Consider the following 20,779-nt stretch of genomic DNA (forward strand, 5'->3'; position numbering starts at 1 on the left):
ACTCGACCGACCCAACTGCAACAAAAAGCGTTAGATTTATTGGGAGTTTCCCTGATTTGTACCCAGTAACGGGGCGGCGGAAATTCTCTTAATCCCTTCTACAGCACAGGTTATGGCTTTTTGTCAACGGGGAAGTCCAGATATTGGATTTCCTTCAGTTTCTTTCACCCTGAAGGTGCGTAGCGCTGTCGGTCGCTAACTATTAAAATTGGCAAATCTCTCTAATATTAATTATCCTTAAATATAGATAACCAGAAAAAACTTTTTTAACATCGATCACGCTTCTCGCACAATGGAACAACCTGTCAGTTGGATTATTCCCCGTCATCCCCGTCCCGATTATCCCCTGTTTGTATTTTTACCCGGAATGGATGGCAGCGGCCAACTATACCATCGTCAGATTAAAAACCTTGCCCCTTACTTCGATCTGCGTTGTTTGGTGATTTCCCCGCAATATCTCGGTGATTGGGAGGAATTAAGCACCCTCGTGATCGCTTTATTGGAACAGGAATTAAAGGGACAATCGAGAAAAGTCTATCTCTGCGGTGAGTCTTTTGGCGGCTGTTTAGCCTTGAAAATAGCGACAAAATCACCAAAATTAATTAAAAAACTGATTTTAATTAACCCTGCTTCTTCTTTTAATCAAAGACCTCTTTTAAGCTTGGGAATCGGTATCACCCAGATGATGCCCGATTTCATCCATAGCAGCTCGGCACTAACTATTTTACCCTTTCTGGCCGCTCTGGGTCGAATATCCCGGGAAGATCGCCGCTCTCTCCTGAAAGCCATGCAATACGTCCCACCGAAGACGATTAGCTGGCGTTTATCCCAGTTACAACGGTTTCAGGTTAGTGCCAGCGAGTTAAAAAGTCTGCAATTGGGGGTGTTAGTGATAGCCAGTCAAGGAGATCGACTCTTACCATCGGTAGCGGAGGCTAAACGCCTAATTCAGCAGTTACCCGCCGCAAAATTAACAATTCTGCCCCATAGTGGTCACGCTTGCCTACTGGAAACCGATATTCACCTCAAAGACATTCTTCATCACCATGCTTGTCTCCCCCGAAGCTTACCCGCAAAAAGTCACTGAGGATGGTTCTTATACCTTTTTTTCGACCGAATTCGACGAATGTTATCATTCTACCTCCGGGGCAAGGGAAGAAGCCGAGAAAAAATTTATCCTCTCTAGTCGTCTGGCAGCAAAAGCAGACCAGAGCAATAATCTGAAAGTTCTTGACATTTGTTACGGCTTAGGGTATAATGCCGCCGCAGCCTTGGCGGCCATTTGGCGAGTTAGGGGGGATTGTCGGGTAGAATTATTAGCGTTAGAAAGCGATCGAATGGTTCCCCTAGCAGCTATTAGAGAGAATCTCTTAAATAGTTGGAGTCAACCAATTCCCGAATATTTAAGTGATTTTGCCCATAATCACCGGCTGGACTTGCCTAATCTCACCGCTAAACTGTTAATCGGGGATGCGCGACAGACGATAACCAAGGTGATTGAGGCGGGTTTTCAAGCGGAGGCAATTTTTCTCGATCCCTTTTCCCCGAGTAAATGTCCGCAACTGTGGACGGTGGAGTTTTTAGCTTTAGTGGCCAAATGCCTGAGTCCGACGGGTTATTTAGTCACCTATTCCTGTGCTGCCTCGGTGCGAAGGGCTTTACAATTAGCAGGATTGCAGATTGGAGCCACCGATAGCGTCGGGCGGCGATCGCCAGGGACAATAGCCAGTTTTTTGTCCTTACCCCCATCTCTATCGGCACAGGAACGGGAACATCTGCAAACTAAGGCCGCTATTCCCTATCGAGACGAGACTTTAACCGACCCAGCCGAAGTGATTATACAACGTCGTCGCAGCGAACAGGCTCTCTCTGACTTAGAACCGACTAGCCACTGGAAAAAACGTTGGCAAAGAGCGGTGAGTTCGATCGAAATCTCGGAATGAGATTAATTGGGAAAGAATCCCCGGGCTAAAATTTGTTTGTATTGCTGATGCTGTCTCGGTTCTAGGGTTTGACTAGAGACAATTCTCGCTCGCGTTTTCCGAAAGTCCCACCCTATAGGAGTAATTTCGGGGCTGTCAACCAGAATAACTGACACTTACCTAGGGGATTTTGTTGATTGGGAACCTCTAGACCAATTATTCCCGCTTTTTTGACCGATAATTTTCCTTGAAACTTGCCCCAAACTAGCATTTCCGTCCAATAGCCTAAATCCGGTTCGTGGCCCACCAGTGCAATCGCGTTTTCCTCTCGCTGATAGTCGGACTTTTGCCACCACTGCACCCAATCTTGAATATTGCCATTGGGCGATAGGGGATTAAATTGCTCAATTTTACTGCTTAAACCCGCTTTTTGCAAAATTTCGGCGGTTTGCACGGCACGCACCAATGGGGAAGTGAGAATTAGGTCAAATTTCACCCCCAACTGTCCTAATCTTTGGGCAACTTTAGCAGTTTTTGCCTTACCTTCCTCGGTTAAAGGACGTTCCCTATCGTTGAGATAATCCTCCGATTGTCCTGCTAATCCATGACGCACAAAATAAAGTTTCATATCAGTGTCGGGTCGGTCTTGGCGATGATAATAGATAGCTGAGGTCTGATACTTAGGTGCGAATTACCTTTTCATCGGGGTTAACTAGATGGGAAAGTTTTTGTTTGATTTGGGTGTCATACATTTCCCACTTAAGTTTAGCGTATTCGGCATTATTATTAAAACCACCGAGGAAACCGATAGGAATTTCAAAACCTCCGGCCATATAACGGCCACCACCAAAAAAGCGACCTTGGTTATCTTGTCCGAAAGCTTCCTTAAGAAATTCATCGGGATCTAGGGTAATTTTACTGGTACGCATAGAACCAATGACTAACTCGATATCCTCATCTTCATCGTGAACGATACCATAAACTAAAGCCGTGTGAACATTTTCTTCTGTCACCAAAAAATCGGCAGCCTGGGGAATCGCATCTCGGTCATCATAACGCAAATAACCGACCCCGGCGATCGAATAATTATTTTTAATAATACGGTTTTTTAAGGCTCGTTCGATCACATCCATCACCCGTCGGGATCTGGCCGATTGCAGGACAGCGTTTAATAATTGAGCATCGTAGAAACGACTGAGATAACCAGCAGCAATAAATTCACACTCTTGCGCTTGCATTAAATTATTCGTATCTGATCGCAATCCGTGCATCAAAGCTGTGGCACACTTAACATGGACGGTATCGCTAGTATTAAAATTCAGTAACCCTTTTTGGATATATTGGGTTAACATCGTCGCTGTTGCCCGGATTTGGGGACGAATATCAACAAATTCCGCCTCTAGATCCCCTTGGCGAGTATGATGATCAATCACGGCAATAACGGGAATTTTTGCCTGTTTAACCAGAGTGGTTAACTGACTATTGGTTCCCTGACCATCGACGAAAACACAACCCTGATAAACCGAAAGATCTCTATCCTTGAGGGTATGGACTCCCCAACGTTTAGCCGGTAAACCTGTTAGTTTTACCAAAGCGACATTTTCCTGATGGGAGAGAGTACCCGCATAGACTATATCGCAGTGAATATCGTACTGCTCGGCGATAATTTGATAGGCCCAGGCGCTAGAAAGAGCATCGGGATCCGGGAAATCCTGCATCACCACCATTTGATTTTCGCCGCGGTGATTTTCCAAAGTACGTCGCAGGCGATCAATTAGGGAAATAAGTAGGGTATCATTACTAACCGTGACTGGAGGAAGGGGACATACTGCCGACGGTTCCCCTAACACTACATCGGTTTCGAGGGACTTGGCAGGAACTAGACTCAGTAATTCAGCCATCATTTTTAGAAAAGTTTGCTTAAGGGTAGATTCAGTCGGGATTTTTTGAGCTAATTAATTCTAGACGATATTCTGGCTCGATCGGTTCATCTCAAATATTAAGCTTTTCTTGCCACTAGCTCCCCACTGTCGGGCTATAACTCTAGTCTATCAAAAGACCTTTCCTGTTTGTTCTGGGAGAGCGGTTAGGAGTGAGGGACATTAACCATCGCTGCCATTACCTGTGAAGATAGATAATTTAGATAGTCAACGCCTTACCATTAATCATGGATAAACCGATAGATATTGAAGTAGTTAGAACTGAAGCACTAAGAAAGCTAGGCAGAAATATAGTTAATTTTTCAAAGATTGAAGGTACTTTAAAGTATCTACTTTCAGTTAGTCAGATTGAGAGATTATCAGCATCAACTCGTAACCAGTTGGTTGACAATCATGAGAGATTTCGTAAGCGCACATTAGGTCAACTGGTTAAGGAATTACATAACACTGTGCTAGTGGATGATAGTCAGTCTGAACCTCAACTAGACTCTTCTGAGTTAGGTATGTCTTGGTCATTTAAGGCTACCTATAGTGACTCAGATTTCTTAAATGCTCAGAAACAGGCTCTCTCAGACATTGTGTTGGAACGAAACAAGTTGATTCATCAAGATTTAGCACTACTCAATACTAGCTCTATAGAAGACTATTATAAGTTAATCAGTCTTTTAGATGAACAAAACCCTCGATTATTAGCTCATCTTGAAGAGCTTGGGTGGATGCTAACCTCATTTATAGAGGGAATAAAAGACCTTCAAGAATTCATTAAATCACCAGACTTTCACCAGTTTATACACTCTAGCCAATCCGATGCCTAACAAGTGCGTGTACAGGGAACGGCGGCAGACACTATCGGTTATGATGCAGACAGTTGGTCACACCCTGTCCCCAGGAAAAACTTTTTCAGCAGACCCTAGCTATTATACCGATAGGACGGGTTGGCCGGTAGAAATGGCTTTTTCGACGATATCGGCGGCCATTTTCACTCCTCCAGTCTTCTGTAGTGCTTTTTGCATTCTCAGGGCATTTTCTCGGTAACTGGGGACGGATAAGACCTTTTCAATCGCCTTTCGTAAACGGGGAACTTCTAGACGGGAAATCGGAATCACTTCCCCTGTCCCCGACCATTTTATCCGAGCAGATACCCCCGGTTGGTCGTTAGTGATGGGAATGGCCACCATCGGTACAGCTTGGGCAAGGGATTCTAGGGTAGTATTTAAGCCTGCGTGGGTGATAGTAAGAGAGGCTCTGGTTAAAAGCTCTAATTGGGGAGCGTAGGGAACAACTAGGGCGTTTTTGGTGGTTATTTGAATGTTAGAGTCGGTATTGCCCAAGGATAAAACTAATTGTACCGGCAAATCGGCACAGGCTTGGGCGATCGCATTAAAGGCCGATTGTAGGCGATTTTGAATTGTACCGAGGGAAGCATAAATCAAGGGTTGTCCGGTTAATTTTTCGTAGGGAAAAGGAATCGTTTTTCTGGTGGAGGAATCGTGAAAGGGGCCGGTAAAGTGAAAGTGAGCGGGTAAATTTGGCCGAGGAAACTCGAATTCGGCAGGTTGTTGGCTAATTTGGGCAATGGGTGAATAGCGTTGATTGATGTTTTGATAGGGAATTAACCCCCATTCTTGACGTTGCCGGTTGATTAACTCATTCAGGGGACGAGTCAGAGAGTCAAGGAGTTTATAGCCAATTTTATTGCGAATAACCCCGATAAATGAGGGATTATAGTCCCAAGTAGTCATAAAGGGCGGAATAAGCGGGTCACGATTTAAAACCAATGCCCCAGCAAAACTGACAAAGGGAATAGCTAATTTTTCTGCGATTGTACCCCCTGAGGGGGAAACTTGATCGACAATTAGGGCATCAATTCCCAAGCGACGCATCTCTTGAGGGATAGTTTCAAAGAGGGCAGCGGTAGAATTAGTCACTGATTGTACCGTGCGTCGGACGGCGGCTGTTCCCCGTAATTGACCAATTTCGGCTAAATTTTTGGCTGATGTGCCTTTCGGATATTTGTCGGGTGCAATTGCCTGAAAATCTAACCCGGCTGCTTGCACCATTTCTTCACCATCAAGAGTTAGAAAACAGGTAACTTTATGACCGCGCTTTTGTAATTCTTTTCCTAAAGGTAGGAGAGGATTAATATGTCCAGAAGCGGTGGGACAAAGAATGCCAAAATGAGTCATTAAACACCTCCACAGGTTTTCTTTAATTCTTCTAGATTCCAGAATGCTCCACCCAAGGCGGAGAATTGTATTCCTTCAAAGCAGTTACGCACGGCCCCCAAAGCGAGGGGATTGACAAGATAAATAAACGGGACGTATTCCTGTTGAAGTTGTTGAATTTCATTATAGATAACTTTGCGCTTCTCAAAGTCTAATTCTTGGGAACCCTTGACGTATAAATCGGCGATTTTTTTCTCCCAATCCGCCGCTTGCCAGCCTTGAATTGGCGGGCTGCCGGGTTGAGGTTGTTGGTTAAAAGCGTGGAGATTTCCATCTACATACCAAATATTAGGGGCGTGGGGTTCATTATCGCCGGTAAAACCTAAAATATGTGCTTCCCAATCTAGACTATTACTTAGTTTATCAACTAAATTGCTAAAAGCGATCGCTTGAAAATCCACTTGAATTCCTATTGCGGCTAAATCATTTTTAATTTGCGCCCCAATAGCTTCCCGGATTTTGTTACCTGCATTAGTAATCAGGTTAAATCTAACGGGATTATTATCGGCATCGACTAAAAGATTATCACTATTATACTTAAATCCCGCCTCTAATAATAATTCTTTGGCTTTTTCGGGATTGTAATCGTAACCTTTCAGGGTTTTATCGTAAAAAGGCGATTGGATAGAAAGAAAAGAATTTTGTGCTTCTCCTAACCCTCGATAGATATCATCAATCATTCTTTGACGATTAATGCCGTAGGCAATAGCTTGACGGAAATTTAAGTTATTAAACCACCTGGATTTAATTGGCTCTATTAGGGGTTTTCCGTTGCGTTTGCCTTGGTTGAGATTAAAACCGATAAATTGGGTTCCGTAGGCAGGTCCGCCGTTAAAAATAGTGAAATTTCCTCTTTCTTCTTCGGTTTTTAAGAGGGAGAAAAATTCGGGAGTTACCCCAATAGAATCTAAACTTCCCGAACGAAATTGTAGTAAAGTTGTGTCCTGCGATTCAACAATTGCCCAAATTACTGAAGTTATATGGGGTAATTGTTGTCCACGGTCATCTTTTTTCCAATAGTAAGGGTTATTCTCAAAAATAATCCTTTGTCCCGTGATATATTCTTTTAGTTTATAAGCACCATTAAAAACAATTTTATCGGGAGGAGTATCTAACCCCCAAGTGGAGAGAAATTCTAACCTACCATCGGGGCTTTTTTTCTGAATAGTTTTTTCTAAAGCGTGTTTAGGTAAAATCGGTGAACTGACAGCATCTAAAAAAGGAGCAAAAGGTTCGGGTAGTTTAAATTCGATTCGGCGATTATCTAGTTTAGTGATAACTGGAAATTCTTTTTTTAATCCTATTCTTAAACTATCGCGGTAGTTGTTGGGAATATCAGGATTTAGATATAAATCTTTATAGGTAAAAACCACATCATCAACGGTTAAGGGTTGACCATCCGACCATTTTAAACCCTCTCTCATAGTAAAAATAATGTTCAAATTATCATCGGAAATTGTCCAAGATTCTGCCAGGACTGGTTCTTTTTTGCCAGTAATGGGATTTTCTGTTAATAGTCCTTCGTAGGTTAAACCAAAAATATTCGGGGATTCGGCCGATAAAACAGCATTAAAGGTTTTTGGGTCACTTAATACCGATATGACCACTTGATTGCGTCTAACTTGATTACCACAAGCAGTTAGGGAAATCAGCAATAAACAAGAAATTAAAAATACCGTTAATCTGCGCCAAAATTTCACCATAATCTTTAATATTTTTCTGTCCGACTATTTAGAAGTAAAGACCTTGTCTTGCTATATACACCGAAACTGACCAAGCTGAAAGCCGATGGACTGTTTCCTTGTCCCATCAATATAACAGGAAATGAGACAAAAAATCTCGCCTAGGAAAGATTGACAAAGGCGAGAAACCGTGTTTCCATTCAAGAATGGGAGATAAAATCTAAGAACGTTGTTCGATCGGTGTATAGGGGACTTCGTGTTGTCCGGTGTAGATTTGGGTAGGACGGAAAATGCGGTTAGCATTTAATTGTTCTTTCCAGTGGGCCAACCAACCGGCCACCCGGGAGATGGCAAAAATCGGGGTAAATAAATCACTGGGGATGCCTAATTTCCGATAGACCAATCCCGAATAGAAATCCACATTAGCATAGATACCTTTTTCGCCGTAGATATCCACCACTGCTTGTTCTAATTCTAGGGCTATATCGTAGTATTCATCGGAACCTAATTCCGCGAATAATTGTTCGGCAAGGTTTTGTAAAATCGTCGCCCGGGGATCCTTAACTTTATATACCCGGTGTCCAAAACCCATAACTTTTTGTTTGTTGGCGATACATTTTTCCACATAGGGACGAACATTAGCCACCGAACCGATTTCCTCTAACATTAACAATACTTCCTCGTTTGCCCCACCGTGGAGGGGGCCGGCGAGAGTTCCCACTGCTGAAGCGATGACACCGTAGGGGTCGGTTAAAGTGGAGGCCGTCACCATAGCCGAAAAAGTCGAGGCATTCATGGTATGTTCGGCGTGGAGAGTCAAACAGACATCGAAAACTTTCGCCGCTAAATCCGTCGGTCGTTTTTCCGTCAACATATAGAGGAAATTGGCCGCATAATCAAGACTATCGTTGGGCTGAATGGGGTGATTACCTTTGCGAATTAATTGAAACGCCGCCACCATAGTCGGGATTTTCGCTAATAGCCGGACTACTGCCTGACGGATATAGTCGGGATTATCCAGGGCCCGCCTGGCATAGTATAAACCCAAAGCCGCCGCCGAAGTTTGTAGCGCATCCATGGGATGGCCTTTTTCGGGGAAGCATTTCATCATGTCTTCGATACGGTACTTGATGCGTCGATGATAACGGATTTCATCGGCAAATTCTTCCAGTTCCGCCCCCGTGGGCAGAGCACCCCAGATAAGGAGATAGGCGGTTTCGAGGAAGGTACTTTTTTCGGCGAGTTCCTCAATCCGAATGCCCCGATACTCCAAGATTCCCTTTTGCCCATCCACAAAGCTGATACTGGACTGGGCGGCGGGAATTCCTTCTAAACCTGGACGATATTCACAAACTGTCATAGTTCTACCTTTCCGTGGCGAAGATTAAGCCCTAACGCTAACTTACTTGATCTTTCCACCCTTACCGAAATTTTATAGAAATTCTTCGGTTCTGCCTCTCCTGTTCAGGATTGGGGAGAATTGGACGGAAATTAATCCTATTTAGCGATTGCTTCGTCGATTTAGTCAGCCCTGCCCTAGCGCATTTTTTCTGGGCTTACCGTTCCGACTCTAGCTAGTGGACTTGATATTTATCTACTTTCATTGTAGCGATAATTTTTTTAAGTTTCTTCGGGATTAATATTTAACTCCCGCAGTTTTGCCGCCAATCGTTCGGCCCGTTGCCGTTCCGCTTCGGCCCGTTGACTTTCCGTTTCGGCCCGTTGCCGTTCCGCTTCAGCCCGTTGTCGTTCCGCTTCGGCCCGTTGTCGTTCTTGGTTGTAACTGGTGAAAGGTTGACCATCGGGATAATACAAGAGTAACTCTGGTTGGGCTAATTGAAAACGAATGCCCAAGCGAGGACTGACCCAATTATCGAGATTTTCCAGACTTTCGAGCCGATTTTCCCGACGAATACAGCCACCCAAATCATTTTTATCGGGATTATAAATGTAGTATTCTTCCACACCATAACGGTCATAAAACAGTAGTTTTCTGGTCATTTCCGTTTGGGTATTACCCGGAGAGAGAATTTCAAAAACCACTTGTGGGGGGATATTGTTCTCTTTCCACTGTTGATAGGAACCTCTTTCGCCTTTTGGTCTGCCGAAAGCTACCATCACATCGGGTGCTTGTCGAGTCTTATTATCTCCCTCCACGGGATACCAGAGTAAATCACCGGCGACAAAAACATCGGCATCATTGGCAAATAACCAGTCTAAATTCGCTTTAATCGTCGTAATCCAGCGAAATTGTCTTGTATTGTCGGCCATCGGTTTACCATCGCTATCGGGATAGACGATTGTGGTTTTCGGGCTGTCGTCGAGTTGTCTAACCATTGCTTAACCCTAGAATTTCGTCTTTGCTTCCTTAATAGTATAACTTTACTATAAAAAATCGGAGCAAATATTTAGGGATGGTGATGGTCTTAAATGCTGTTTAAAAAGTATCGGGGAGTGGGGAGTGGAGAGTGGGTTTTGAAAGTTCGATTGGGAGTTTTATCATCTTATACTTTACAATACCAATTCTCCAAAGTCTGACTACAGAAGTTTAATCCCCCTAAATCCCCCTTAAAAAGGGGAACTTAAAGGGGGATTTAAATTCGATGTGTAGTTTTCATTTAGAGAAATGGTATAAAAACCTTTTCTGCAAACGTTAGGACAGATGAACTTCTTTCTTGCCTTTGATGTCTGTTTTTACACATACGGGCTCTTCTAGGTTCTGTGTGATAAGTTTAACTTACTATATGATCGATCGATCTTTGTGTCCTTTGTGTCTTTGTGGTTCGTTCCACCCCCTCGCTAGGAGGAATGTATCTTAGAATACATTTTACCCACCAAACCTGGGAGAGCCAGATACGACTTAGCATTTGAGATTAGTCAAAAATAGTTTGACTAGAGAAAAAAGAGGTGTGTTAGATTTCATTAACTACCAGAGCGGCGTACTGCTACGCAGTGCCTTCGGCATCGCAATAGAGGAAATGCGATCGCAATAAATCCTCATCTGGCCAGAGACTTAATTGATTGACAAAAATCGCCCTTTATAACCCCGTCCATGGCCTAACACAAACCGAAGAACTATAAAGATTAGATTGAACATTTCTGGGATTTCTGTCTAACAGCAAAGTTAGCCTGCTTTTGGGGCAGGGATTAGCGCAAAGGTGGTGTTATACTCAGACAAAGTGCAGAAAGTCAAAATCCGTAACTTTCTTGAATCCATGCTGACAACTACTCAATTTGCGCCCCTGCTAAAGCAATTGTCTTACTCCGATAAGCTCTTATTACTTAACTTTCTTGTAGCCGAGTTGCTCAAGGATTCTGGTATTGTACCGATGTCTATTGAAGATGATCTCCCTAGACAAGGTTTACATGACTCTTTTGAGGCTGCCGCCATTCTTGCTCAAGCATTAAAAGAGAAACAAGAATTGACTCATGGCTAATAAGGTAAGATTTGCTTTCACCGAGGTAGATTCTAGTCTTGGGGCATTAAGTGCGCTTCCTTATTTACCATTGACATTAACTTATCAAAGTCAATCCTTGAATGTTTCGGGTCTCTTGGATACTGGCTCTAGTGTTAATGTGTTGCCCTATGAAATGGGTTTAGCTTTAGGTGCAGTCTGGGAAAACCAAAGGCTATCTCTGCCATTAGGAGGTAATTTAGCTAGATTTGAAGCTCGTGCATTGGTTGTTAAAGCTACTGTTGAGCAATTCCCCACCGTAGATTTAGCCTTTGCTTGGACAGAAGATAAATATGCGCCGCTAATACTAGGACAGATGAACTTCTTTCTTGCCTTTGATGTCTGTTTTTACAGATACGACTTAGCATTCGAGATTAGTCAAAAATAGTTTGACTGGAGAAAAAATATGTGCGTTACATTTCATTAACTAAGCAACCAGCGATCGCAGTTTCGCCTCAAGCGATCGCCCTATGAAAAGAGATTAATTTGTCTAAAGATTTGCTAAACTGAGGACAATAATCGCTTATTTTCAAGGTGTTAACTAAATGTGGTGGCAAAGTTCTCGGTTAGACCGTATTGAAGCCAGTCTAGAGGCAAGTCAGCAGCGAATAGAGCGAATAGAAAGCAATATTGACAGATTAGCAGCAATCAGTGAGGCAACGAATCGGCGTATTGATCGGTTTGTGGAAGCTACTGCTCAACAAATGGAGGAATCTAAGGCTCGTATTGACCAACTGCAACAAGGGATGGAACAGCTTCAGCGTGCAGTTGGCTATTTTTTAAGTCAGGACGGTAACTAACGATCGCCTTTTCAAAAATCAAAAAACCCCGTTAGCTTACAATAACTTGCTTCAATGAATGAGCATGGTACTACGGCTAGAGAAAAAAGAGGTGTGTTAGATTTCATTAACAACCAGAGCGGCGATCGCAGTATTGTAACTCACAGATTACTTTTGCTAAGTTTTAACAGAGCGATAAGGCTGTCTAACGCCCCAAATCAGCGGCGGCAAGTAACCTCGAACACGCATCAGCGGTTCTCAACCGTCCGCTGCATTTGAATTATTAGCCTACACGTCTGACTCTGGAATATTTCCCCCCCCATTTGACTCATCAATGTAAGTTTTAACTCCCATAACTGACATTAAAGCTAGCCCTTCGCGTTTTTTCGCAAGATTTCGACAGAAGTTTATACCGGGAGCATCCCAATTTTGCCATAAGTATAAATGCTTAGAGACTAAAAACGTTAGCTAAGGCAAAATAAAGAGAAACAATTAAACGGTAGAATCATGAATACAGACCAAAAAGAACAACTAGATCAACATTTAAAAGCCATTGCTCAAATTCTAGTCGATAATACCCCAGAAGAACAACTACGTAGCTTTGAGGGCATTGAAACCGCCCTGCGAGACCATTGGCTGACTACATTGGGTCCTGCCATAGGCAATTTTTTTTTGAATCAGCAACAGGAACCCAAGCAGGGCGAACCAAAAGCGTAAGCAGTATCATAGGGAAAGTCAAGATAAGCGAGAAACAAGCCGATAAACTAGGATTAAGCAAGAATAATCGATTAAGTCCCATGCTGGAGAAATGTTGCTTAGGAGCAGTGGCTAAAGTCTCTTTTGAAGATGCGGAAAAAGATATCAAAATGGCGACAGGAATGGCAGTTTCAGGCAGTAGTCAACAGAGGCTTGTACAAAGATATAAATTTGAGGAAGCAGAAGCAAAGAGTCCGGTAGAAGCATTGAGTGTAGATGGAGGAAAAGTCAGAATCAGAACGCCCAAAGGACAACCGAGTCAAGGTCGAGATTACAAAGCAGTAAGTCTGCATGGTCAAGAATGTGCGGGATTTTTTCAGCAAAATGAAGAATTACTGGAATGGGTGAACCGTCAGCCCTTAACAGAGGTAGTCACCTGTTTAGGAGATGGTCATGATGGGGTGTGGAATCTGATGGAGAAAATCGGTGTTAAAAGGAGAGAAATATTGGATTGGTATCATTTAGTAGAGAATATGAATAAAATAGGCGGGTCAAACCAGCGTCTGAATAGAATCAAAGAGAATTTATGGAAAGGAGAGGTGAAAAGAGTTTTAGAGGAATTAGAGGGATGCAAAAAGAAACAGGCTATAAATTTCACCAAATATGTCGATAAACATCGAGAAAGAATACCCAATTACGAACTCTATCAATCACAAGGGATTTGCATCGGTTCTGGAAGTGTAGAGTCAAAGATTAAGCAAATAGGTGCAAGAATGAAAATTGTGGGAGCACAATGGAAAGCAGAGAATGTTCCTCAGTATTTGAAGCTACGTTGTGCTTATCTCAACGGCGATATTACCTGAGTATTTTTACTCATTGCAAAACTGGGATGCTCCCGATGAGCCTTTCTTTGTCAACTCTTGAGGTTGATGCGTTTCATTTTTGAATTGGCGTTGTCCTTGAGTAAAAAATGCAAGTTGCAGCCGTGCAAAGTATATCAATCTCTCCACTGGTGGGGCTTCTGTTTTTGGTCCGTTTCCTACCATAAATCGGACTTTTCTCAATTTCGATGATGTCATCGGGACTAGCGGCAATGATACGATTATTGGCGATTTTCAAGCCAACATTCTCAACGGTAGTAGCGGTAATGATCTGATCAGAGCTGGTGGCGGTAACGATACTCTTGTGGGTGGTGCTGGGAACGATACTCTCACTGGAGAAACAGGGGCTACTAACACTTTCATCTACAATTCTCGTTTTGAAGGAGTAGATTTGATTACTGATTTCATCTCTGTTGATCGAATTCACTTAAAATCTTCTGGTTTTGCGGGATTATCTCGCGGTAGCCTCTCCGCTAGTCGCTACGGTGAAGGTAACTCCCTGGTTGCTGCCGCCAGTGCCGCGTTTTCTGCTGGGACCGCCTCTAATGCAGCAATTTTGAGTGTTGGCACGGCTGCAGGGGTGGACGTATGGTACACCAGTAATGCTCTTAATACCGCCCTATTCGGTACAGGTGCTAACCTTCTGGCCACCTTAAGTTCTACCTCTACCAATCTGGCTACAGTCAACCAAAGCAACTTCAGTGTAATTGCCTAATATCTAAATTTTTCAATCTAAGGTAAGAGCTTGTACTGTTTCAGTACAAGCCTTTTTATTGGAATCCCATAGAGCTTTAGCCAACTTCTGATAGGATCAACCGTGACAATGTAAAGAAATTTTTGTCACTAACCCCGCCCTAAAAGCGACGGGGCTTGCCTAGACCAATTTAGGCGACGCAAGTAGAGACTACCGCATCGAGACACAATCTGGTACAGACCTCCGAATGCTTCCCTAGTTCGGATTCCCTCTAAGCTTTATTGGTAAAGCGTTGTTAGACAAGACATCTTGATTGTGTTGCGGAAAGGGACTTTAACTTTACTCTTAAGGATTATCTCCATGGAAAGAGTTCCTGTTATCTCAAAAGACGGAAAACCGTTAATGCCCACCAAACCCAGTCGGGCCAGACGGTGGATTAAGGAAGGAAAAGCTATCGGCAAATTCAACGACTTAGATATTTTCTATGTCCAGCTAACCGATGAACCTTCCGATAACAAAACCCAACCGATTGCCATTGGTATTGACCCGGGTAAATTATTCTCTGGAATTGGCGTTCAATCCTCTCTTTTTACTCTTTGGAAGGCTCACTTAGAACTTCCTTTTAAACGAGTAAGAGAGCGCCTGGACAATAGACGGTTAATGCGAAAAGGACGTAGAGGAAGACGGATTAACCGCCAACTTTCTTTTAATCTAAGAGCGCATCGACAAAAACGATTTTCAAATAGAAAACAAGGAAAATTAGCTCCCTCAATCAGAGCTAATCGTCAACTTGAACTTCGAGTCGTTTCCGAACTAACCAAAATCTATCCAATTACCGATATTTATTTTGAGTACATCAAAGCCGATGTTGATTTAACTTCTGGTAGAAAAGGGGCTAAGTCTGGAAAAGGTTTCTCGCCGGTTATGGTCGGACAGAAATGGGCTATTGAGCAACTGTCTCAATTGGCAACAGTCCATACTCGCTTTGGTTGGCAAACCTCTAATCTCAGAAAATATTTGCGACTAGAAAAGTCTAAAAATAAAGCAGAACAATCACCCGAAAGTCATGCTAACGATGGAATTGCTCTTGCCTGTTTTCAATTTTTAGATTATTTGCCATTCCACAATTATAATGGACATGGATATGATTGGAAGGGTTCTGTTAAAGTAACAAACGCTCCCTTTGCTGTCATCAAACGTCCTCCTGTTAGTCGTCGTCAACTTCACCTGATGGTTTTTTCTAAAGGTGGTAAACGACGTAAATATGGTGGCTCTACCACAAGACACGGGTTCCGTAAAGGAGATTTAGTTTCTTCTCCCAAAGGGATTGGTTATGTTAGTGGAGATACCGAAAAACAGCTATCTGTAAGCGATACCAATGGTCAACGATTGGGACAGATAGCTGTTAGCAAGATTCAGTTAATTCGTCGTTCTAACGGTTTAATTGTTTCTCACTAACTTGTATAAAGCCGCCCTCCGCTATCGCTAAAGGGCGGGATTTCAGACCCAATTTTTCGATGACTGTACTGACCGAAGGAATCGCGCCCCACGGTGGGCAATTAATTAATCGTATTGCTACCGCTGCCGAAAAAGCTGAATTTCTGGCCCTAGCTGAAAAACTACCGCGAGTTTCCCTCGATGAACGATCGCTCTCGGATTTAGTTATGATTGCTATTGGTGGTTTCAGTCCCCTCAAAGGCTTTATGGAACAGGACGACTACGAAAAAGTCGTCGATGATATGCGTCTAATCAATGGTTTACCCTGGGCAATTCCCGTGACTCTTTCCGTTAGCGAAGCAGTGGCGGATCCCCTTAAAGAAGGCAACTGGATTCGTTTAGATGACAGCGAAGGCAACTTTGTCGGAGTCCTAGAACTAACCCAAAAATACCGTTATAATAAAGCCCACGAAGCAGTTAACGTCTATCGTACCGACGATCATAAACACCCCGGGGTAAAAGTCCTCTACGAACAGGGAGAAATTAACCTCGCAGGTCCAATATGGTTACTTCAGCGCGATCCTCATCCCCAGTTTCCCAAATATCAGATCGATCCTCTGCAATCGCGCAAAATGTTCCACGAAAAAGCTTGGAAAACCATTGTCGGTTTCCAAACCCGTAATCCCATCCACCGGGCCCACGAATATATTCAAAAATGCGCCCTAGAAGTGGTAGATGGTTTATTCTTGCATCCTCTTGTCGGCGCTACCAAAAGCGATGATGTGCCGGCCGATGTGCGGATGCGTTGCTATGAGATCATGATGGATAAATACTTTCCCCAAGATCGCGTTATTCTAGCTATCAACCCCTCAGCTATGCGTTATGCCGGCCCCCGGGAAGCAATTTTCCACGCTATTATCCGTAAAAACTACGGTTGTACCCATTTTATCGTCGGTCGTGACCATGCCGGAGTCGGTGACTACTACGGAACCTACGATGCTCAGTATATCTTTGATGAGTTCGAGCCGGGGGAATTGGGAATCGTGCCGATGAAGTTTGAACACGCTTTCTACTGTACCCGCACTTCGGGAATGGCAACCACCAAAACTAGCCCCAGTTTACCGGAAGAAAGAATACATCTTTCGGGAACGAAAGTCCGGGAACTGCTGCGTAAAGGAGAATTACCACCTCCAGAATTCTCCCGTCCAGAAGTGGCTGCCGAATTAATCCGGGCTATGCAAGGATCATGAACATAACTAGGCGAGAATTTGTCCAGCAGACAGGTTGGGGGTTGCTGACTTTGGCGATTAGTCAAGGGACAGTTAACCGTCATTTGGCTGCTCTCGCCGCCCCTAATCCCCGAAAATTGGCTCTTTTAGTCGGTATTGACCAGTATGGGGCGAATATTCCGCCGCTGCCCGGCTGTCTTACCGATGTAGAGTTACAAAAAGACCTTCTCCGTTATCGTTTTGGTTTTCAGGATGCTGATATAGTGACTTTAACGGGACAAAAAGCCAGTGGAGAAGCGATCAAATCGGCTTTTTTAGAACACCTGATCGCCCAAGCCAGGTTGGGGGATGTGGTCATTTTTCACTTTAGCGGTTATGGCAGTCTTGGGGCAGCAAAAGAGGTTTTTATTACTGCTGATGGGGCAGAAAATGCTTTACTTAAGGAAAATATCCTGCTGATGGCTCGCTGTCTAGCTACGGATAAGTTTAGCTTGGTTTTTGATAGTAGCCATCTTCCCCAACCTCAGCCCTATCTCGGTAATCTTCGCGTTCGTTCCTATCCCGAAACCCTTACTGATCTTAACCCCGCCGAATTAACTTTCGCTACCGATATTAAAACCCGTTTTAACCTCAAAAATAAGCCTAGTAACGGCATTATTCTCGCTGCCGCTAAACCGGAGCAAATCGCCCTGGAATTGAGCGGTAATAGCCCCAATGCTGGCTTATTCACCTATGATCTCACCCAGTATCTCTGGCAAGCTTGCCCCAGTCCGACAATTGCGATCGCTTTTCCCCATCTCCGTAATCTCGTCGCTAGTCACAGCAGTGAACAACAGCAGCCGGCAATCCTAACCAGTAATCAAAAAAATAATTCTGCGCCGCCCTATCATACAACGTCAGAAACGTCAAGGGGGGGCGCAGCAATTGTTACAAATCTTATTGATGAACGCACCCTAGAAGTCAATCTGGTCGGCCTGCCCTTAGAAATCCTAGAAAATTACGGGATTAACTCCTGTTTAAGCTTTATTGACGCGACTGGGGAGGAAATCAGCCTACAAATTCTCTCCCGTCAGGGTTTAAAAGCGAAAGCGCAATTATTATCCGCCGCTGCTTCCCTAGAAATAGGACAGATTCTACAGGAAAAATTGCGGGTTTTTCCCAGTCAAATCGGTTTAATCGTCGGTTTGGATAGTAACTTAACCCGGATTGAACGGGTAGATGCCACCAGTACCTTTGCCAGTTTGCCCGATGTGGCCGCTGTGGTTAACATTGGTGAACAAACGGTAGATTGTCTCTTAAGTCGAGTTGGTAGCGAAGAAACTGGCAATTATCAGTTATTATCTGCCAATGGCTCCCTAATTATCGGTAGTTTAGGGGCGGCCAACGAAGCAATTAAATCAGGAATCAAACGACTGCAATCCCAACTAGAAACTCTGCTGGCCTGCAAATTGTGGCACTTGTTGATCAATCAAGAATCCTCCGGTTTAGCCGTCATTGTCACCCTGGAAAGCCTCGATCAAACCTATATCTCGACGGTACAAACCCAAAAAATACCGGGTAGCAGGGGGACTAATACCGCTAAAAATGACTTAATTCTGCCCGTCGGGACGGAAATTCGCTATCAAATTGAGAATCAAGAAGAACAACCCCTCTACGCGCTGATCCTTGTCCTTAACAGCGATTGCCAACCGCTTTTATACTGTTCCCGTCCGGAAAACCCCGATAATTTCAGCAATTCTAGCCCATTAGCCCCCTTTGTCGTGGCGGCCAAAACCAAAGCCACCATCCCCAATTCCGGCCAAGGGCATTGGAAAATTAGTCAACCCAAGGGCATCAGAGAGAATATACTGATCCTCAGTCGCCATCCTTTCCCGAACACCTTGACCCTTCTCAATGCCACTCAAAGCTTCAAAGGAGAAGCCAGCCAACTGCTCACCCTGACTAACCCCCTAGAAATAGCCAGAGCATTCGGTCGCGATCTAAAATTAGATTCAGGCTTAAAAATGGATAATTCTGGCAGTGTAATTGATGAATACGCCTTTGATCTGGGAACTTGGTCAGGTTTCCGGTTTATTTATCAAGTTATCGACTAAATCGATAGAATGATTCTATGGAATCCTTGAAAAGAAAAGGTTAAAATCCTAACACAGCTACCCCTAAATTTCCCGATGAATCTTCTGCCCCGGACGACCCAAAGCCGCCTCAAAAAAATCCCACAAATTCCCAGCGTTTGGGAAGGAGATCGTCGTGCTTTATCCTTATCCGAGAGAATGCCCCGGGCCACCCTAGAACCAAATCAAGAAAGCGGTGGCGAGTGCGTGATCTGGGTGGACGGCAGCGAGGGCTGTGTACGCGCTATGGAAGTAGTTTCCCCCGAAACCGGACCAGAGGCCATGGTGAGAACCTTAATCCGCGCCATCGAAACACCGCAAAGTCCCGCCCGGCCAGCGAGACCGAAAAAAATTATCGTCCGTGATCGAGAAACACAGTTTTTTCTGCGTGGGGTACTACAAGATCTCGATATCACCATCGATTATGTTCCCAGTTTGCCCCTGATCGATGATCTCTTTCGTGGGTTCGAGGAATTCCAAAATAACCGCCCCCCAGCAATTCCCCCCGCTTGGCAGTCCGCTTTAGTGAAAACTGCTCACGAAATTTGGAAAGCTGAACCCTGGTCCTGTTTAGCTGATTACGATATCTTGGAAATTAAGATTGATCGCCCCGATTTCCCGCATCTTTACGCCTGTGTCATGGGAATGCTCGGTCGGGAATACGGAATCATTCTCTATCGTTCCCTAGCATCCCTCAAACAATTCCGGCAGGCCGCTTTAGAAGAAAAATCGATGGAAAGATTAGAAAAAGCCTTTCTTTCCCAAGATTGCTGGTTTTTAAGCTACGAATTGGCCGATGATGATGAGGACGATGATGAGGATGACTACGATCTAGCCTCGGCTGCCCCCTCCCAAATCCATCCAGTTTTCGGCAGCGTGCATCCCTACGAAGGTATTCGCCCCTACTTGGATGAAGAAGAAGCAATCACGGTATATTTGGCTTTAATAGCTCTGTTGCGCTTTTTTAAAGGCAATCAATCCGCTTTATCCGAAGAACCGATCGGAGAATTACAGCGTCGTTTTCGCATTCCCCTCGATCCCGAACAAGCAAAAGGAGAAACCGTGGCCGTGACGGTGGCCACGATGCCCGATCTATGTGCGGAATTTATGCAACTCTTAGAGGAGGAGGACGACGATGAGGATGATGAGGATGATGAGGAAGAATCCGTACTCAAGGAAAATCTAGTCCCTGATAATGCACATCTCAGTCTGGGAATGGTTCCCTGGCAATTATTAGATAAAATTCGCAGTCGTCCGAAAATCCATTATCAACCCCAATCCGTACCCACAAAAGGGGAGGGTTTCCCCGTGGTCATGATCCAGACCTCCCGACCAAAAGCCAAGGAAATTATCGAAAAAATCGAACAAGCTGGCGGTTTGGCGGCCATTGGTTTTAACCCCGGCGAAGATCCCTTAGAAGATACCCGTTATGATCTGGGGATTCTGAAAATGGCTAACGGTGATCTTTATCTATTTGGGGAATTCGAGCAAGATGACCCCGACCACCGTAACGCTCGCCGCAATTGGCAAAAACGCATCAAAAATACCGAGGGTTATTGTGGTTTGATTATTGCCATGGGCGTAACCGGTTCCTCCTGCGGTAATCCCCAATTAAACGATATGTTAGCCCTCTATGAGGCAAAATCGATCGATAGTAAAGATTTAGACTTGGGAGTTTTGACTCTTATGCCTCACTTTGGTTAATTTGAACCGGCAGCGGCGGCTCTT

The 20,779-nt window shown here is 44.1% G+C and carries 18 protein-coding genes and 1 pseudogene; 13 read left to right on the forward strand and 6 right to left on the reverse strand.

Going from position 1 to position 20,779, the window contains the following annotated elements; translation table 11 throughout:
* Window positions 1–292 precede the first annotated feature (292 nt).
* Window positions 293–1,087, forward strand: coding sequence for an alpha/beta fold hydrolase (locus O9323_RS00430; RefSeq protein ID WP_024971083.1), 795 nt, complete (start codon window positions 293–295; stop codon window positions 1,085–1,087).
* The gene (locus O9323_RS00435) at window positions 1,047–1,943 is read left to right on the forward strand and encodes a tRNA (5-methylaminomethyl-2-thiouridine)(34)-methyltransferase MnmD (RefSeq protein WP_024971084.1); all 897 of its coding nucleotides are present in this window, start codon (window positions 1,047–1,049) and stop codon (window positions 1,941–1,943) included. The genes O9323_RS00430 and O9323_RS00435 overlap by 41 nt, the downstream gene beginning before the upstream one ends.
* A 112-nt stretch (window positions 1,944–2,055) precedes the next feature.
* Here O9323_RS00435 and sixA read toward each other — a convergent pair whose 3' ends face one another.
* Both sixA and O9323_RS00445 read right to left on the reverse strand, forming a co-directional pair.
* The gene (gene sixA / locus O9323_RS00440) at window positions 2,056–2,550 is read right to left on the reverse strand and encodes a phosphohistidine phosphatase SixA (protein WP_002735419.1); all 495 of its coding nucleotides are present in this window, start codon (window positions 2,548–2,550) and stop codon (window positions 2,056–2,058) included.
* Window positions 2,551–2,602: 52 nt separating this feature from the next.
* The gene (locus O9323_RS00445) at window positions 2,603–3,826 is read right to left on the reverse strand and encodes a DHH family phosphoesterase (protein WP_002755088.1); all 1,224 of its coding nucleotides are present in this window, start codon (window positions 3,824–3,826) and stop codon (window positions 2,603–2,605) included.
* Between the two features lie 263 nt (window positions 3,827–4,089).
* On the opposite strand from O9323_RS00445, the gene O9323_RS00450 reads away from it, so the two are divergent.
* Window positions 4,090–4,677: a hypothetical protein gene (locus O9323_RS00450; RefSeq protein WP_002755090.1), complete on the forward strand. Its 588-nt coding sequence runs from the start codon at window positions 4,090–4,092 to the stop codon at window positions 4,675–4,677.
* A gap of 102 nt (window positions 4,678–4,779) precedes the next feature.
* Here O9323_RS00450 and O9323_RS00455 read toward each other — a convergent pair whose 3' ends face one another.
* The 4 genes from O9323_RS00455 to O9323_RS00470 form a co-directional block, all read right to left on the reverse strand.
* Window positions 4,780–6,048: a glycosyltransferase gene (locus tag O9323_RS00455; protein ID WP_002755092.1), complete on the reverse strand. Its 1,269-nt coding sequence runs from the start codon at window positions 6,046–6,048 to the stop codon at window positions 4,780–4,782.
* A complete protein-coding gene (locus O9323_RS00460; protein ID WP_002755094.1) occupies window positions 6,048–7,790 on the reverse strand; it encodes an ABC transporter substrate-binding protein in 1,743 nt (580 codons plus the stop codon). Before O9323_RS00460 ends, O9323_RS00455 begins: the two co-directional genes overlap by 1 nt.
* Window positions 7,791–7,989: 199 nt before the next feature.
* Entirely contained in the window at window positions 7,990–9,129 is a 1,140-nt protein-coding gene (locus O9323_RS00465; protein WP_002755096.1) for a citrate synthase, read from the reverse strand.
* Between the two features lie 260 nt (window positions 9,130–9,389).
* Window positions 9,390–10,106, reverse strand: coding sequence for a Uma2 family endonuclease (locus tag O9323_RS00470; protein ID WP_002737017.1), 717 nt, complete (start codon window positions 10,104–10,106; stop codon window positions 9,390–9,392).
* Between the two features lie 878 nt (window positions 10,107–10,984).
* On the opposite strand from O9323_RS00470, the gene O9323_RS00475 reads away from it, so the two are divergent.
* The 10 genes and pseudogenes from O9323_RS00475 (at window position 10,985) to O9323_RS00520 (ending at window position 20,755) form a co-directional block, all read left to right on the forward strand.
* On the forward strand, window positions 10,985–11,206 hold the full coding sequence (locus O9323_RS00475; RefSeq protein WP_002755098.1) for a hypothetical protein: 222 nt from the start codon (window positions 10,985–10,987) through the stop codon (window positions 11,204–11,206).
* On the forward strand, window positions 11,199–11,612 hold the full coding sequence (locus O9323_RS00480) for a pepsin/retropepsin-like aspartic protease family protein (RefSeq protein ID WP_002755100.1): 414 nt from the start codon (window positions 11,199–11,201) through the stop codon (window positions 11,610–11,612). Before O9323_RS00475 ends, O9323_RS00480 begins: the two co-directional genes overlap by 8 nt.
* Before the next feature lie 157 nt (window positions 11,613–11,769).
* Window positions 11,770–12,024, forward strand: coding sequence for a hypothetical protein (locus tag O9323_RS00485; RefSeq protein WP_002755102.1), 255 nt, complete (start codon window positions 11,770–11,772; stop codon window positions 12,022–12,024).
* Window positions 12,025–12,510: 486 nt separating this feature from the next.
* Window positions 12,511–13,562 (forward strand): ISKra4 family transposase gene (locus tag O9323_RS00490; RefSeq protein ID WP_502846415.1). Its coding sequence is split into 2 segments (ribosomal slippage): window positions 12,511–12,679 and window positions 12,679–13,562, totalling 1,053 coding nucleotides; the frame shifts between segments, so codons are not numbered across the junction.
* Between the two features lie 241 nt (window positions 13,563–13,803).
* Window positions 13,804–13,884, forward strand: a pseudogene (locus O9323_RS00495) (calcium-binding protein); the annotation flags it as partial.
* Window positions 13,885–14,295, forward strand: coding sequence for a hypothetical protein (locus O9323_RS00500; RefSeq protein ID WP_002753270.1), 411 nt, complete (start codon window positions 13,885–13,887; stop codon window positions 14,293–14,295).
* A gap of 339 nt (window positions 14,296–14,634) precedes the next feature.
* Complete coding sequence (locus O9323_RS00505; protein ID WP_288124523.1) at window positions 14,635–15,732, forward strand: RRXRR domain-containing protein; 1,098 nt, start codon at window positions 14,635–14,637, stop codon at window positions 15,730–15,732.
* 59 nt (window positions 15,733–15,791) lie between these two features.
* On the forward strand, window positions 15,792–16,961 hold the full coding sequence (sat, locus tag O9323_RS00510; protein ID WP_130757378.1) for a sulfate adenylyltransferase: 1,170 nt from the start codon (window positions 15,792–15,794) through the stop codon (window positions 16,959–16,961).
* A complete protein-coding gene (locus O9323_RS00515) occupies window positions 16,958–19,033 on the forward strand; it encodes a caspase family protein (protein WP_288124524.1) in 2,076 nt (691 codons plus the stop codon). Before sat ends, O9323_RS00515 begins: the two co-directional genes overlap by 4 nt.
* Window positions 19,034–19,108: 75 nt before the next feature.
* Window positions 19,109–20,755, forward strand: coding sequence for a DUF6930 domain-containing protein (locus tag O9323_RS00520; protein ID WP_288124525.1), 1,647 nt, complete (start codon window positions 19,109–19,111; stop codon window positions 20,753–20,755).
* Window positions 20,756–20,779: the final 24 nt, after the last annotated feature.

It is taken from the genome of Microcystis sp. LE19-131.1A, assembly GCF_027532015.1.
Classification (GTDB): domain Bacteria; phylum Cyanobacteriota; class Cyanobacteriia; order Cyanobacteriales; family Microcystaceae; genus Microcystis; species Microcystis ichthyoblabe_A.

Bases quoted from the DNA above. Each gene is read 5' to 3' on its own strand.
- O9323_RS00515 (WP_288124524.1), top strand. From the start codon at position 16,958: ATGAACATAACTAGGCGAGAATTTGTCCAGCAGACAGGTTGGGGGTTG.
- O9323_RS00455 (WP_002755092.1), bottom strand. From the start codon at position 6,048: ATGACTCATTTTGGCATTCTTTGTCCCACCGCTTCTGGACATATTAAT.
- sat (WP_130757378.1), top strand. From the start codon at position 15,792: ATGACTGTACTGACCGAAGGAATCGCGCCCCACGGTGGGCAATTAATT.
- O9323_RS00445 (WP_002755088.1), bottom strand. From the start codon at position 3,826: ATGATGGCTGAATTACTGAGTCTAGTTCCTGCCAAGTCCCTCGAAACC.
- O9323_RS00470 (WP_002737017.1), bottom strand. From the start codon at position 10,106: ATGGTTAGACAACTCGACGACAGCCCGAAAACCACAATCGTCTATCCC.
- sixA (WP_002735419.1), bottom strand. From the start codon at position 2,550: ATGAAACTTTATTTTGTGCGTCATGGATTAGCAGGACAATCGGAGGAT.
- O9323_RS00480 (WP_002755100.1), top strand. From the start codon at position 11,199: ATGGCTAATAAGGTAAGATTTGCTTTCACCGAGGTAGATTCTAGTCTT.
- O9323_RS00465 (WP_002755096.1), bottom strand. From the start codon at position 9,129: ATGACAGTTTGTGAATATCGTCCAGGTTTAGAAGGAATTCCCGCCGCC.
- O9323_RS00485 (WP_002755102.1), top strand. From the start codon at position 11,770: ATGTGGTGGCAAAGTTCTCGGTTAGACCGTATTGAAGCCAGTCTAGAG.
- O9323_RS00430 (WP_024971083.1), top strand. From the start codon at position 293: ATGGAACAACCTGTCAGTTGGATTATTCCCCGTCATCCCCGTCCCGAT.
- O9323_RS00435 (WP_024971084.1), top strand. From the start codon at position 1,047: ATGCTTGTCTCCCCCGAAGCTTACCCGCAAAAAGTCACTGAGGATGGT.
- O9323_RS00450 (WP_002755090.1), top strand. From the start codon at position 4,090: ATGGATAAACCGATAGATATTGAAGTAGTTAGAACTGAAGCACTAAGA.
- O9323_RS00505 (WP_288124523.1), top strand. From the start codon at position 14,635: ATGGAAAGAGTTCCTGTTATCTCAAAAGACGGAAAACCGTTAATGCCC.
- O9323_RS00460 (WP_002755094.1), bottom strand. From the start codon at position 7,790: ATGGTGAAATTTTGGCGCAGATTAACGGTATTTTTAATTTCTTGTTTA.
- O9323_RS00475 (WP_002755098.1), top strand. From the start codon at position 10,985: ATGCTGACAACTACTCAATTTGCGCCCCTGCTAAAGCAATTGTCTTAC.
- O9323_RS00520 (WP_288124525.1), top strand. From the start codon at position 19,109: ATGAATCTTCTGCCCCGGACGACCCAAAGCCGCCTCAAAAAAATCCCA.